We start from the raw sequence: 14,542 nt of genomic DNA on the forward strand, positions 1-14,542 counted from the left end.
CCATGAGCACCAGCGGAACCAAACACGGCAAGCGGCTCCCGGCCGCGGGGCCCCACCAGCACGGCCTGCCCCCCACGACGGTTGCCCTCAAGGGCGAGCGGCTCTCCATGCGTGAGATCTACCGCGGGCGGAACATGTTCATCATGGGGTCCACGGGCTTCGTGGGGAAGGTGGCGTTGGGCTTGCTCCTCGACCGCTGCCCCGACATCGGGCGGGTTTACGTGATGGTTCGGCGGGGCACGGGCACGGACAGTGAGACACGCTTCTGGAACAGCGTGGTGCCTTCTCCGGTATTCAACCCGCTTCGCGAGAAGTACGGGGGCCCGGAGGGCCTGGCCGCGTTTCTCAAGGAGAAGGTCCGGGTGGTCGATGGCGACATCACCGAACCCAATTTGGGCATGACGGAGGAGCAGGCGGCGGCTGTCGCCGGCGACATCGATGTGGTGCTGAACTCGTCCGGTCGGGTCACCTTCAACCCGCCGGTGGAGTCCGCCCTGCGAACGAACGTTCAGGGCACCAAGAACGTGATCGCCTTCGTCAAGCGCATGAAGCGCCCGGCGCTGGTTCACGTCTCGACTTGTTTCGTGGCAGGCAATCGCTCCGGCGAGGTGTGGGAGAGCGAGGAGCTCGACGGATACTTTCCAAACCGGAAGGAGATGTCGGGAACGAAGTTCTCCGTCGAGCAGGAGATTGCCGACAACGAGCGCATCGCCGAGGAAGTGCGCGCTCAGGCGAACGACGCCCAGGTGCTGGCGCGGCTACGCAAACAGGCGCGGGAACGCTTGCTCGAGCAGGGGCGTGATCCGGACGACGAGGGCACGCTGCGCCTGGCCGTGGCCCGAGAACGCAAGGATTGGATCCGCAACGAGCTGACCCGCAGGGGGATGGAGCGCGCTGCGGAGTGGGGTTGGCCCAACATTTACACCTACACGAAGAGCATGGGTGACCAGCTCGTGGCTCGAGAGACAGGCATTTTTCGTTCGATCGTGAGGCCCGCGATCGTCGAGAGCGCGGTCTCGTACCCGTTTCCAGGATGGAACGAGGGGTTCACGACCTCGGCACCACTCGTGTATCTTGCGCTCAAGGGCAATCATCTGGTGCCCACGTCGAAGAAGCTGATTCTCGACATGGTCCCGGTGGATCACATCGCCGCAGGCATGCTGATGGTCGCGGCGCAGGCCTGCGTCGAGCAGCCCGCCATCGTTCATCAGCTGGCCGCAGGGGACATGAACCCCTCGTACATCGACCGGGTGGCCACGCTGACGGGGCTCTACAAGCGCAAGCGCTTGCAAGACAAAGACGTTGGCAACAAGTTCATGAACCAGCTCCTGGCACGCATGGAGATGCGGGGCGTGGCGTACGAGGAGTACAGAAAGTGGTCGTTCCCCCAGGCCCGCAAGTTGGTGGGCAAGGTGGCCGACACGCTCGACAAGGTCCGGCCAGCCTGGGGTGGTCAACGCTTCGGGCAGCTCGTCGACCGTATAAAGAAGGGTGTGGACGAGGTCATGCGGGTCACCGGCGAAGCCGAGACCAACATCGATCTCTTTTTGCCGTTTACGCGGGATAATCAGTACGTCTTTCGCTGCGACAACATCCGCGCCATCCGTGACCGGATGCCCGAGGAGGACCGCAAGCTCCTGCCCTGGGAGCCCGAGAGCCTCGACTGGTACGACTACTTCATGAACATTCACTTCCCCGGCCTGGCGAAGTGGGTTTTGCCAGAACTCGACGAGACCTTCGCGCCTCCGCGAAAGCAGGTCTATGCGTACTCGAACTTGCTCGAGCTCTTCGACACCTCGACCAAGCTGAACGGCACGCGCGTGGCCATGCGCATGGACCGGGGCGAGCGAGAAGAGGTTTACACCTACGAAAACCTTCAGGAGTTGGCGGGGCGCGCGGGGGCCTTCCTGGTAGGCCAGGACGTCAAAGCGGGCGATCGTGTCATCTTGTTCGCCAAGAACGCGCCCGCCTGGAGCATGTCGTATTTCGGCATTCTCAAGGCGGGAGGGACAGCGGTGCCGGTGGCCCCCGAATCGAGCGTGGAGGAGCTGGTGAACATCGCGCGCGCCTCCGGGGCCGTGGGGCTCGTGGGGGGAGACGATCTGCTCGACAAGCGCGCGAAGTTGCCTGCGGCGCTGTCGTCTGCGGGCCTACCCACCAAGGTGTGGAGCGCGAGCGAGGTGTTCGCCTTGACGTCGCTCGAGCTCGAGGAGCAGCGCAAAGCGGCGTTCCCGAAGCTGTCGAACGCGGACGCCGTGGCGTCGTTGATCTTCACCTCGGGTACGACGGGCAAGCCGAAGGGGGTCATGCTGACCCATCGAAACCTCACCTTCATGGTTTCTGAGCTGCTCAAGGTGTTCGAGTTCGGCGTGCACGACGGCATGCTGTCTGTGCTTCCGCTTCATCACACCTTCGAGTTCGCGACGGGGCTCCTGGTGCCCCTGTCTCGCGGCGCGCAGGTGAGTTACCTGGCGGAGCTCACGGGCGAATCCATCTCGCGCGTGATGAAGCGCGGCCACGTTACCGCCATCGTGGGTGTGCCGGCTTTGTGGGACTTGCTCCGGCGGCGGGTGCTCTCGCGCTTTTCGGACAAGTCTCCGCTCTTGGGCAAGGCCGTGGAGGCGCTCGTCAAGACCAACTTCGAGTTGCGTGCGCGTCTCGGGATCAACCTGGGCGTACTCATGTTTGCGCCGGTTCACGAGGGCTTCGGCGGCCGCATCCGCTACCTCATCAGCGGGGGCTCGGCGCTGCCGGCCGAGGTGCTCAAGGGATTTTACGGCCTGGGTTTTGATTTTTTCGAGGGCTATGGGCTCACGGAGACGTCGCCTGTGCTGACGGTGACCACACCCAAGGGCAAGCCCTTGCCGGGCTCTGTGGGCAAGCCGCTGGCGGGCGTCGAGGTGAAGATCGCCGAGCCCGACGCGTCGGGTGTGGGTGAGGTGCTCGCCCGCGGCCGCAATGTGATGGCGGGGTACTGGAACGACGCGGAGGCCACGGGCGCGGTGCTGCGCGACGGCTGGTTCCACACCGGGGACCTCGGCCGCTTCGACGAAAGCGGAAACCTTTACCTGGTGGGACGGTCGAAAGACATCATCGTCGACGCCAACGGCAAGAACGTTTACCCCGACGAACTCGAGGAGCTTTACTGCGAGTTCCCGCTCATCAAGGAGCTATCGGTGGTGGGGGTTCCTGACGGCGCCGGCGAGCACGTGGCCTGCGCGGTCGTGCCCGACTTCGACAAGGAGCCGGGGCTCACTCCCTCAGAGGTGCGGTCGCAGATCCAGGAGCACTTCCGGGCCGTGTCGCAGACGCTGCCGTTTTGGAAGCGGATCAAGACGCTCGAGTTCTGGGAGGGCGATTTGCCCCGGACCGCCAAGCGCAGCATCAAGCGCCGCGAGGTTGCGGCCGAGCTGCGCAAGCGTTTCGAGTCCCAGCACGCGGGGACCGAAGGCCCATCGAAGGGAAAGAGCGAAGCCTCTGGCACCCAGTGGTTCCTGGACGTGGTGGCGCGGGTCACAGGCAAGCCGCGCGACGACGTGCACATGGGCACGCGTGTGGACCACCTGGGGTTCGACAGCCTCATGTATTCCGAGCTGGCTTCGGCTCTTGAAGGCGAGGGGGTCGTGCTTCCTCCTGACACCGACTTTACTGGCGCGCCCGACGTCTCGGGCCTGTTCCGCATCGTGAACGACAGCCGGGTGGCGGGCAGCCTGCAGAAGGTGGGGGGCCGCAACAAGGAGAGGCCCGTGCACAAGGATGGGGAGATCCCCGTACCTGCACCCCTCGCCACGTGGGGAAAGAAGGGGCTGGGGCTTGGCCAAAAGTTGTTCTACGAACGGGTTTTGGATCCCACGATCACGGGGACGGCCCACATCCCGCACAACGAGCCGTTCATCGTGGCGGCGAACCATCAATCACATCTGGACATGGGCCTCATCAAAGTGGCCCTGGGCGAAGCGGGCGAGAAGCTGGCGTCGCTGGCCGCGGCCGATTACTTCTTTTCCGACAAGTGGCGCCGCGCCTACTTCGAGAACTTCACCAACCTCGTGCCCATGGAGCGCTCAGGCTCCGTGCGCCAGTCGCTCGAGCGCGCCGAACAGGTGCTGCGGCGAGGGCGAAGTATGGTGATCTTCCCCGAGGGCACCCGCTCGACGACCGGTCAGATGCGCGACTTTCTCCCAAGCGTGGGGTATCTCGCCGAAAGGGCGAACGTGGGGATCTTGCCTGCCTACGTGAGCGGGACGTTCGATGCTTTGCCCAAGGGCACATCGGTGCCTCGCAAGCGCAAGGTGGGCGTGGCCTTCGGGCCCTTCCTCTCGCGCGACTTCCTGGGTGAGCTCTGCGAGGGATTGGCACCGCAAGACGGATGGAAGCTGGCGGCCGCGCTCGTACAGCGGATCGTGGAAGGCTTGCGCGACGGACGACCGGTGCGCTTTTCCGCCGCGTCCGCAAGGGCCGCGTGGGACGGAGAGCGCTTGGGTGACCTTGGCAAGAGTCTGCCGGTCCAGACCTCACCCGTCACGCCCCCGGCTGCGGCCCCCACACGACACAAGAAACACACGTCGACGGTCGAATCATGAAGACGCTGGTCACTGGTGCCACGGGATTCCTCGGATCCCACCTGATGGAACGCCTTGCCGCCGAGGGCGCGGCGGCTGAGTTGCGTGTGCTCGTGCGCAAGCCCACGGCACGCCTGACCGCCTTGGGCGTCGAGTGTGTGCAGGGTTCGGTCACGGATGCCGAGGACGTGGCACGGGCGCTCGAAGGCGTCAAAAACGTCTATCACCTGGCGGGATTCGTCTCGCGCAAGGCCGAAGATGCGCACGAGATGTACAAGGTCCACGTGGAAGGCACGCGCCTTTTGTGTCGGGCAGCCGCTGAACGAGGTGTGGCCCGGGTGGTGATGGCCTCGACGAGTGGCACGGTTGCCGTGTCGCGCAGCGAGGGGGAGATGCCCGACGAGGCCTGCTCGGCACCCATCGACATCATGGGGCGCTGGGCCTACTACGCCAGCAAGCTCTACCAAGAAGAGGCCGCCAAACGGGCGTGCCGTGACAAGGTGGAGCTCGTCACGGTGAACCCGAGTTTGCTGCTGGGCCCCGGTGACGAACGGCTGTCGTCCACCCGGGATGTATTGTCCTTTCTGGCGCAGGAGATACCGGTGGCGCCCGGAGGGGGGCTCAACTTCGTCGACGTGCGCGATGTCGCTGCCGTGTTGCCCGTGGCCATGCAGAAGGGTGAGCCGGGTGAGCGCTATTTGTTGGGGGGCTACAACTGGACCTTCCGCGAGTTCTTTGGACGCCTCGAGCGCCTGACCAAGGTGCGCGGGCCCCTCGTGCAGGGCCGCGGCCGCTGGCCTTACTTCGCCTCTCAGCTGCAGTCCGCCGTGTACAAGGCGCTCGGGCGCACGCCGCCTGTCGAGCCTTCGAGCGTCGAGATGGGAGAGTACTTCTGGTACTTCGATTCGGCGAAGGCCCGCCGTGCGTTCGATTTTGAGCCCCGCGAGGCGCAGGCGACGCTCTTCGATACGGTCACATATCTGCGCGAGCACTTCCTGGGCGGTCACGGGGCCCTGCGCGCATCCTGAGCGCAACGGGCGCTCCTCAGGGGGACCCGGTTTCCGTCCCCCTGACCCCCTACGAGGGCCCTCCTCGAGCGGGCTCCTAGAGAACCAGGTTCAGCGCGCCCGGCAGGATCTCCCAGGTGGCGGGGAGGAAGCCGGGGGTTTCTCCATCCACCTCCAGGCGTATCTGTCCGTCCGGAGCGAGGGGGGTCACGTGGATCCGGCGCGCCGTGGCGTGTTCGATTTGGTCAATCGACAGGTGCGTTCCGGCGTACAGGCGGTGGATGCGGGTGGCGATGGTGCCGACACCCAGATCTCCCACCAGTACCACCTGGAAGTGTCCGCTGTCGAGCTGGGCCTCGGGGCAGATCTTCATGCCGCCGCCGAAGTAGCGGCCGTTGCCCACGGCACCCAGCAAGCACGTGCGACGCCGCGGCTCCCCTTCGTCGAGTGTCACCTCGACCTCCACGTTGTCGTGCCCGAGCAGGGTGCGTACCGTCGCGCCCAAGAACGCGGCACGCGGGCCCAAGCGTTTGCTCGAGCGGTTGGCTCGGTTGGCCACGGCTGCCGAGAAGCCGAAGGATGACACGTTCAGGAAGTGACACGTATGGTCGAGGCCATCGTCGCCCTTGTACCGTACGCGGCCCACATCGATTCTGCGGCGTGTTCCCTCCCGAATGCGTCGGGCGGCTTCACAGAGGTCCTCCGCGCCGTCGATCGTTCGGCGAAAGTCGCCTCCTGTGCCGCGGGGAATGAGCGCGAACGCAGTTTCCTCGGGTGCACCCGCGTCCATGAGGCCGTTGACCACTTCGTTGAGCGTACCGTCGCCTCCCACCGCGATGACGAGCCGTCTGCCTGCCCGCGCAGCGTCGGAGGCGAGGGTGCGCGCGTGGTGCGCGCGCTCGGTCATGCGGGCCTCGAAGGGGCCAAGGCCCTCGGCGATGGCGCGGGCCGCCCGTGCCCAGGCCGCCTCGCTGAGGCCGCCTCCGGAGCGCGGGTTCACGATGAGCAGCGGGGCCGCGGGGTCCGACGCCGGGCGTGCGGGCGACGGAGGGGCGAGGAGCGTTCCTGGGGAGTGAGCCGACATGAAGGAGCTTGCTGGAAGAGAGGCGGGTGCCGGTCGTACAGGTCCGGACCGGAGACGCGCCGCGGACCTTATCACTTTTTCGCGTGCCGCCCACGCCCCCGTCGGAGCGCATCATGGCATCGCGGCGCGGCGGCTCAAGCGATCCTGTGAATCGAACGATGGATCGTCCCGCATGACCAACGTGGAGGCGTTGCTCACCGTCGAGTCCGGCAAGGTCCCAGATGGTGTCCAGGTGTTTAGCGAGAACAACCCAGATGCGGGGCGCATGAGAGCCTGGTTGTTCCTCAGCGCCTTTTTGGCCCTCGTGGCCACCGTGATGGGTGTGGAAGGGGGCGAGCCGCTTGGCGTGATGGCGATCGTGGTCTTCGCCGCCATGGCGGCCGTGGCGGCCATTCCAGTGACGCTCGACGAGCCTCGCAAGCCCCGTGTGTTGCTCCTGTGCGACAAAGGGCTCATCGTTCGCGAGCACTGGGGTTTGCGCAATTGGCGCTACGACGAACTGTTGCGGGCCTCGGTGCTCTTCGTCGACGGCGAACAGCAACTCTGTCTGGAGGACCGCCAGGGCGAATTGCACCTTGTCGACCATTTGAACTTCGCCGGCGGAGCACGACTGCGGATCTTGCTGGAGGCGCGTATACGCGCCGCGAGCGCACGCCCCTGAAATCCTCTCCGAAGCGAATCTGATACAACCCCTGCGTGCTACCTGGGATCGCTTTTGCGCTGTTGACCAGCCTCAGCTGGGCTGTGGCGAATGTTTTCATTCAAAGGAGCGGTCAGCGCATGGGAGCGCCCCGCGCCCTTTTTTGGGCGCTCCTGGTGGGCATGGTGGCTTCCCTCGGAGCGTCTGTCTGTCTCGACACCCGCACCCAGCCGTTTTCGGCAGGCACTCTCTGGCTGCTGGTGGCAGCGGGGGCGATGGGGCTCCTCGGCTATGCAGGGATGTTCGTGGCGTTCGAGAAGGCCGATCTGACGGTTTCGGTGCCCGTGGTCTCGAGCTGGTCGCTACTGGCGGGGGCGTTCTCGATCTTGGTGCTCGGGGAGCGTCCGGGGCCGAACCTTTATGTCGGCGCCGCCCTCGTTTGTGCGGGCGTGATCGTCGTCGCCATCGCCTCGACGCGTGCTCAAGCCTCTCAGGACAGCGCCGGGCGCAGGCGGGGGCTCTTCGCCGTGGCGGCTGCGGCGGCAGGTTCTTTGGGCTTCGGGGTCATGATTCCCCTTTTTGGGTTCGTCTCGCCCGCGCTCGGGCCCTTCGCGGCGTCGGCGGCGGTGTATGGGCTGTGCCTGGTTCTGGGAGCCCCGGTGGCGCGGGCCCTCCGGGTGTCGTTGGCGCCGCCTCCGCGAGGGACCTGGCACATGGTGGTGGTCACGGGCCTGGCCGAAACCGTGGGCTTCGTCTCCGTGGCCCTCGGGCGCCGCTTCGCGCCTCTCACCGTGGTCGCACCCGTGGCGTCCTTGGCGGCCACCTTCACCGTGGTCTACGCGTGGGTGGTTCTACGCCAGCGTCAGAATATGTGGGCGGCCGTGGGCGCTGCCCTCGTGTGCGCGGGGGTTGTGGTGCTCGCCCTATAGGCTAACATCCGCGACGCATGGGACCTCAGTACATCTACACGATGCAGAAGCTGGGCCGGGTTCACCCGCCCAACAAACAAGTCCTCAAGGACATCTATCTGTCGTTCTTTCCGGGCGCAAAGATCGGTGTGCTCGGGTCCAACGGCGCGGGCAAATCGACCTTGCTGCGGATCATGGCAGGCGAGGACAAGGGCTTCATCGGTGAGGCCCGGCCCGCGGACGGGATCAAGATCGGCTACCTGCCTCAAGAGCCAAGGCTGGACCCGAATAAATCGGTGCTGGGCAACGTGGAAGACGGCGTTGCGCCCGTAAAGAACTTGCTCAAGCGCTTCGACGAGGTAAACGCGAAGTTCGCTGAGGAGATGACGCCCGAGCAGATGGACAAGCTGCTGGAAGAGCAGGGCAAGCTTCAAGATGCGATTGATGCGGCCAACGCGTGGGAGCTGGATCGCACGCTCGAGATCGCCATGGACGCCCTGCGCTTGCCCCCGGCGGACGCGGACGTGACGAAGCTGTCGGGCGGCGAGCGACGCCGTGTGGCCCTCTGCAAGATCTTGCTCGAGCGGCCCGACATGTTGTTGCTGGACGAGCCCACGAACCATCTCGACGCGGAAAGCGTGGCCTGGCTCGAGCACCACCTGCACGAGTTTCCCGGCACGATCGTCGCCGTGACCCACGATCGTTACTTCCTCGACAACGTCGCGGGCTGGATTCTCGAGCTGGATCGCGGCGAAGGCATCCCGTGGCAGGGGAACTACTCGTCATGGCTCGATCAGAAGCGCAAGCGCCTGGAGCAGGAGGAAAAGCAAGAATCCGCCCGCCAGCGCACGCTCGCACGTGAGCTCGAGTGGGTGCAGGCCTCGCCTCGGGCTCGTCAGGCCAAGAGCAAGGCCCGGCTCGGGGCTTACGAGAAGCTCCTGGCGCAAGAAAGTGACAAGCGTGACGAGGCCATCGAGATCAACATCCCTCCCGGGCCCCGCCTGGGTGAGGTGGTGGTAAAAGCCGAGGCACTGCGCAAAGGCTACGGCGACCGGCTGCTCATAGAAAACCTCACCTTCAACTTGCCCCGGGGTGGCATCGTGGGCGTCATTGGTCCCAACGGCGCGGGCAAGACCACGCTGTTCCGCATGTTGACGGGCGAAGAGAAGCCCGACGGGGGGAGCCTGATCGTTGGTGAGACGGTCAAGCTGGCTTACGTCGATCAATCCCGAGACTCGCTCAAAGGTGACGCCACGGTGTTCGACGAGATCGCGCAGGGGGCCGACTACCTCGAAATCGGTAAACGGCAGGTGCAAACGCGCGCGTATGTGGCCGGCTTCGGCTTCAAGGGCGGCGATCAGCAAAAGCGGGTCAAAGACCTTTCGGGCGGTGAGCGCAACCGTGTGAACCTGGCCAAGTTGCTCCGCAGCGGGGGCAACGTGCTGCTGCTCGACGAACCCACGAACGACCTCGACGTGGACACGCTGCGCGCTCTCGAAGACGCGCTGCTCGAGTTCGCAGGTTGCGTCGTGGTGATCAGCCACGACCGTTGGTTCCTGGATCGCATCGCCACCCACATGTTGGCGTTCGAGGGGGATAGCCAGGCGGTCTGGTTCGAGGGGAATTATCAGGACTACGAGGCCGATCGCAGGCGGCGACTGGGTGCCGAGGCGGCTCAGCCGCACCGAATCAAATACAAAAAGCTCACCCACGGGTGAGTGCGTCGGCGCCTCCCGCCCGCCGGGCCCGTCCCCCCTGCGGGCCCGCGTGGCGGCTTTCCTTGCGCCCCCGGGCCTTGTAGGATGGCGTCATGATCTCGCAGGAAGAGCTCGAATTCGCGATCCACCGCTTCAAGCTGAGGAGTTCCGGTGGGGACGATTTTGCCCGTGCGGAGTCGACCGCGGAGGGGGTGGCCGTGGTTCCGCCCGCCAGTCCCGCTCTCGCCGTACCCTACCAGCCGGACGAGCGCACGACGGTCGCGCCCGAGGGCTACTACGAAGCGGCCTTGGCCGATTCCGAGGTCGAGGCGGAGGTCGAAGCGGAGGTCGAGGCAGAGGGTGTTCCTCAGTACGTGGCGTCGATGAGTGACTCCTCCCTGATCGAGCTCGACGAAGAAGCCCTGACCGGCCACGAGCCCGGCTAAAGCGCCTCTGGCTCCTTTGGGCTACGGTGAAGGGGGGCCTCGAGTCCGGCGAGTACATTCGTACGGATCGGCCTCTCGGCTTTAAAGATCACGTTTCCCGAAGCCGATAGACCCCTTGGGGAATGAGCGGCAGTACCGGTGGATCCGAAGCCATCAGCGCAGAGATGAAGCCGGATACGGTGACCATCGGGTCACGCGTGGGCCATTACCGCATTTTGGCCCCGCTGGGTGAAGGTGGTATGGGAGAGGTGTTCTTGGCGGAGCACGAGGTCATTGGGCGCAAGGCAGCCATCAAGGTGCTTCAGCCGATGGTGGCCAAGGACGAAGAGGCCGTCTCGCGTTTCTTCATGGAAGCCCGCGCAGTGAATCAGATTCGGCACCCCAACATCGTCGAGGTGACCGACTTTGGAACCGAGGCGGGAGTGCCCTTCATCGTGATGGAGTACCTCGAGGGCGAGACGTTGTCGTCGCGCCTCAACCGGCAGGGGCGGTTCGAGCAGCTGGCTGCGGTGCACGTCATTCGCCAGGTGGCATCGGCGCTCGGCGCGGCCCACGAAAGGGGCTTGGTGCATCGGGACCTGAAGCCCGGAAACATCATGCTGCTGAACCATCCGGACTACCCCGACTTTGTGAAGGTCCTGGACTTTGGCATTGCCAAGTTGACGTCGGGGGCAGACGTGAACGTGGGCCATCATACCCGGGTGGGTGTGCCCATCGGGACCCCCGCGTACATGTCGCCCGAGCAGTGTTTGGGTGAGCCCGACGTAGATCAGCGCAGCGACGTGTACTCCATGGGTGTGGTGCTCTACGGCATGCTCACGGGAAAACTGCCGTTTCGAGATGGGCCGCTGGGCCAGGTGATTTTGGCGCACGTCCAGGAGCGCCCCCGGCCCCCCGTGGAACTGAACCCGGCGATCTGGCCCACACTCAGCCAGCTGGTCATGCGGACGCTCGAAAAACGGCGCGACGAGCGGTTCCAAACGATGAAAGAGTTTCGCGACGCCGTCGACGAGCTCTTGGGCCCTCGGCGAACCAGCACCTCCCCGGGCGGGGTGCCCATCTTGACCTTCCCTGCCGAGCCCGAAGCGGGGCCACCCCCCTTTTCCCCGGGCCCGCCCACGCCTCCCCGGCAGGAGCCCGATCCGTTGACGCCGCCTGGCCTTGGGGCCAATGCCTTTCCCGACGAGGCCACGCGGCCGATTTCCGACCCCAGTCCGACCGCTGTACGGGCCACCTCGCCCTCGAAAGAGGACACGCTCTTCGAGCGGCTGCGCGACATCGTCTACGAGCGGCTCGAAGCGGACAAGTTCTCGCTGCCTCGCCTGACCCCGGTGACCGAACAATGTCTCGAGAACCTTCGCCTGCCGGGGTTCGCGTTTGGCAATGCGGCGGGTTTGGTCTCTGGTGATTCCCTTCTGGCTCGCAAGATTGTGCGCCTCGCCAACAGCGTCGCCTTCTCGTCGGTGGCGCCCGCCATCACGCTCGAGCAGTCGATTGGCCGGCTGGGCGCCGAGGGCCTCCACAAAGCCCTCGTGGAGTTTTCGGCAAAGCCCGTCTACATGTCGAGGTACGAGAGGGTCCGCGACGCGTTTCGACGCCCCTGGTACCATGCGCTCGCCGTGGCGATGATCGCGGAGCGGCTCGCCGAGGCCATCGACGTGCGCGGCATGGCCACCCAGCTTTACCTCGCCAGCATCCTTCACGATCTCGGCAAGCCCGTGGTGGGGGGCTTTCTCATCTCCGTGGAAGACCAAACGGCGGGGCTGCGCGGGCGACGGTGGATGACCGAGGAGCTCTGGCTGCGGGTCATCGCGGCCACGTGCCGGCGGGTGACCGTGGCGGTGGCGCGCTCGTGGCGGCTTCCCGAGGGGGTCGCCAGCTTGCTCGAGACCCTCGGCAACAAGCCCATGCAGGACGAACGCGCCGCCGGGGTGATCCTCCGGCTGTCGTTGGCGTTCGCCGGCCGTGAGGGCTTTTATCTCCGGCAGGCTGACCTGTTTAACAACGCCCAGGAGATCGAAGAGGGCAAGGCGCTGCTGAACCTGGACGATCGTATGGAGCAAAAGGTGCTGCACCAAGTTCGGGAGCGGGTGGCGCTCTTGGCCAAGGTGCGCGGGGGCTGAGTCCCCTGCGAGGCGCCGGTCCGTATCGAACGCGGCGCCTCGAGAGCACTCAACGGGCGATCAGAGCAGGGACTTGACGCGCGCAGCTACCGTGTCCGACGTGAGCCCGAGCTCCTTGTAGACGATGGGAGCCGGCGCCGAGGCGCCGAAGCGGTCCACGCCCACGACGGCTTCCCGACGGCCCACCCAACGCTCCCAGCCGAACGTGGCGCCTGCTTCGACAGCCACGCGGACAGTCACGGAGGGAGGCAAGACATCGTTGCGGTAGGCCGCATCCTGCCGGTCGAAGGCTTCCCAGCAGGGCAGAGAAACGACCCGCGCAGCGATGCCTTCGGCGGCGAGTTTGTCCTGAGCCTCGAGCGCCAGGCCGAGCTCGGTGCCGGTCCCGATGATGATGGCCTGAGGCTTTCCGCCTTTCGCCTCCGAGACCACGTAGCCGCCTCGAAGAACACCTTCGGCCGAACCGTACTTCGCCGGGTCGAGCGTGACCATCGCCTGGCGAGACAGCACGAGCGCCGTGGGGCCCTCGGTGCGCTGGAGCGCCAAGCGCCAGGCCTGGGCCGCTTCGTTGGCGTCACCGGGGCGCACCACGAACATGTTCGGCATACACCGCAGCGAGGCCAGCTGCTCGACGGGCTGGTGGGTGGGGCCGTCCTCGCCCAAACCGATGGAGTCGTGGGTGAACACGAACACCACGGGCAGGTGGCTGAGGGCCGCCAGGCGCAGGGCGGGGCGCTCGTAGTCGGCGAAGGAGAAGAACGTGGCCGTGAAGGTGCGCAAGCCACCGTGGTAGGCGATGCCGTTGGCGATCGCGCCCATGGCGTGTTCGCGCACGCCGTAGTGAATGTTGCGGCCCTGTCCGGTCTGTCCCTCGAAGCTGCCCCCATCTTTCAGGGTCGTGTTCGTCGAGCCGGAAAGGTCGGCATCGCCGCCCACGAGGAAGGGAATGCGCGCCGCAACGCCGCTGAGCGCCTTGCCCGCGGACTGTCGCGTGGCGAGCTTTTCGCCGGGCGCAAAGGTGGGAAGTCCCGCTTCCCAGCCGTCAGGCAGTTTTCCGGCCTGTGCGTCGGCCCACTCGGCGGCCAGCTCCGGATGTGCCGTCGCCCAGGCGTTGAAGGCCTTGAGCCACGCCGCTTCGGAGGCGGCGCCTCGATCCACGGCGCTGCGCAGGTGGGTGATGGCCTCGGGCGGCTCGTGAAAATCGAGGTTTGGATCGAAGCCCAGGGTTTGCTTCGTGGCCTTGACGCCGTCGGGCCCAAGCGGGGAGCCATGCGCGCCCGATGTGCCAGCCTTCGGCGAGCCGAACCCGATGGTGGTGTTGATGACGATGATCGAGGGGCGCGTGGTGTCCGCCTTGGCCTCGGTGATCGCACGATCCAGAGCGTCGAGATCGCGATCGCCATCGGCGACGTGCAGCACCTGCCAGCCGTAAGACTCGTAGCGGCGCGCGACGTCCTCGGTGAAGGTCATCGACGTGGGACCATCGAGCGAGATCTTGTTGTCGTCGTAAAGGTAGATGAGCTTGCCCAGCTTCAAGTGGCCAGCGAGCGAGGCCGCCTCGGCGCTGATCCCTTCCATGAGATCGCCGTCGGAGACGAGCGCGTAGGTGTAGTGGTCGACGATGGTGTGGCCAGGCTTGTTGTAGCGCCCCGCCAAAAAGCGTTCGGCCATGGCCATACCAACGGCGTTGGCGCTTCCCTGCCCGAGGGGGCCCGTCGTGGCTTCGACGCCGGGACACATGAAGGTCTCCGGGTGGCCGGGGGTCTTCGAGTTCCACTGACGGAAGGCCTTGAGGTCGTCGAGGGAGACGTCATAGCCGGTCACGTGAAGCAGCGAGTAGAGCAGCATCGATCCGTGCCCTGCCGAAAGGACGAAGCGATCGCGATCGGGCCACTTCGGATTGCGGGGGTTGTGCTTCAGGTGCTTTTGCCAGAGCACGTACGCCATCGGGGCCGCGCCCAGCGGAAGTCCGGGGTGGCCGGAGTTCGCCTTTTGTACGGCATCGATGGAAAGGGTGCGAATGGTATTGATAGCGAGCTGCGCGATCGGGTCCATGGGGGAGTCGCTATCATGGGGGC

At 65.7% G+C, this 14,542-nt stretch carries 9 protein-coding genes; 7 read left to right on the forward strand and 2 right to left on the reverse strand.

Annotated features, from left to right (window positions below):
* Nucleotides 1-2: 2 nt before the first annotated feature.
* Nucleotides 3-4,580, forward strand: a complete 4,578-nt coding sequence (locus KA712_17565; protein MCG5054774.1) for an AMP-binding protein — start codon at nucleotides 3-5, stop codon at nucleotides 4,578-4,580.
* Nucleotides 4,577-5,587, forward strand: coding sequence for an NAD-dependent epimerase/dehydratase family protein (locus tag KA712_17570; GenBank protein MCG5054775.1), 1,011 nt, complete (start codon nucleotides 4,577-4,579; stop codon nucleotides 5,585-5,587). Before KA712_17565 ends, KA712_17570 begins: the two co-directional genes overlap by 4 nt.
* A gap of 76 nt (nucleotides 5,588-5,663) precedes the next feature.
* Here the strand turns inward: KA712_17570 and KA712_17575 are convergent, their stop codons facing one another.
* Nucleotides 5,664-6,650 (reverse strand): diacylglycerol kinase family lipid kinase, encoded by a 987-nt coding sequence (locus tag KA712_17575; protein MCG5054776.1) that lies wholly within the window; start codon nucleotides 6,648-6,650, stop codon nucleotides 5,664-5,666.
* Nucleotides 6,651-6,822: 172 nt separating this feature from the next.
* Between KA712_17575 and KA712_17580 the strand changes: the two genes are divergently transcribed.
* The 5 genes from KA712_17580 to KA712_17600 all read left to right on the forward strand — a co-directional run bounded on the left by KA712_17580 (nucleotide 6,823) and on the right by KA712_17600 (nucleotide 12,464).
* The gene (locus KA712_17580; protein ID MCG5054777.1) at nucleotides 6,823-7,311 is read left to right on the forward strand and encodes a hypothetical protein; all 489 of its coding nucleotides are present in this window, start codon (nucleotides 6,823-6,825) and stop codon (nucleotides 7,309-7,311) included.
* A gap of 62 nt (nucleotides 7,312-7,373) precedes the next feature.
* On the forward strand, nucleotides 7,374-8,219 hold the full coding sequence (locus KA712_17585; GenBank protein MCG5054778.1) for a DMT family transporter: 846 nt from the start codon (nucleotides 7,374-7,376) through the stop codon (nucleotides 8,217-8,219).
* 17 nt (nucleotides 8,220-8,236) lie between these two features.
* Nucleotides 8,237-9,916: an energy-dependent translational throttle protein EttA gene (gene ettA / locus KA712_17590; GenBank protein MCG5054779.1), complete on the forward strand. Its 1,680-nt coding sequence runs from the start codon at nucleotides 8,237-8,239 to the stop codon at nucleotides 9,914-9,916.
* 92 nt (nucleotides 9,917-10,008) lie between these two features.
* A complete protein-coding gene (locus KA712_17595) occupies nucleotides 10,009-10,341 on the forward strand; it encodes a hypothetical protein (protein MCG5054780.1) in 333 nt (110 codons plus the stop codon).
* A gap of 122 nt (nucleotides 10,342-10,463) precedes the next feature.
* A complete protein-coding gene (locus KA712_17600) occupies nucleotides 10,464-12,464 on the forward strand; it encodes a protein kinase (GenBank protein ID MCG5054781.1) in 2,001 nt (666 codons plus the stop codon).
* A gap of 60 nt (nucleotides 12,465-12,524) precedes the next feature.
* Here KA712_17600 and tkt read toward each other — a convergent pair whose 3' ends face one another.
* Nucleotides 12,525-14,519 carry a transketolase gene (gene tkt, locus KA712_17605; protein MCG5054782.1) on the reverse strand — a complete coding sequence of 665 codons (1,995 nt, stop codon included), beginning with the start codon at nucleotides 14,517-14,519 and terminating at the stop codon, nucleotides 12,525-12,527.
* Nucleotides 14,520-14,542: the final 23 nt, after the last annotated feature.

This window comes from Myxococcales bacterium (assembly GCA_022184915.1).
Taxonomy (GTDB): domain Bacteria; phylum Myxococcota_A; class Polyangia; order Fen-1088; family Fen-1088; genus JAGTJU01.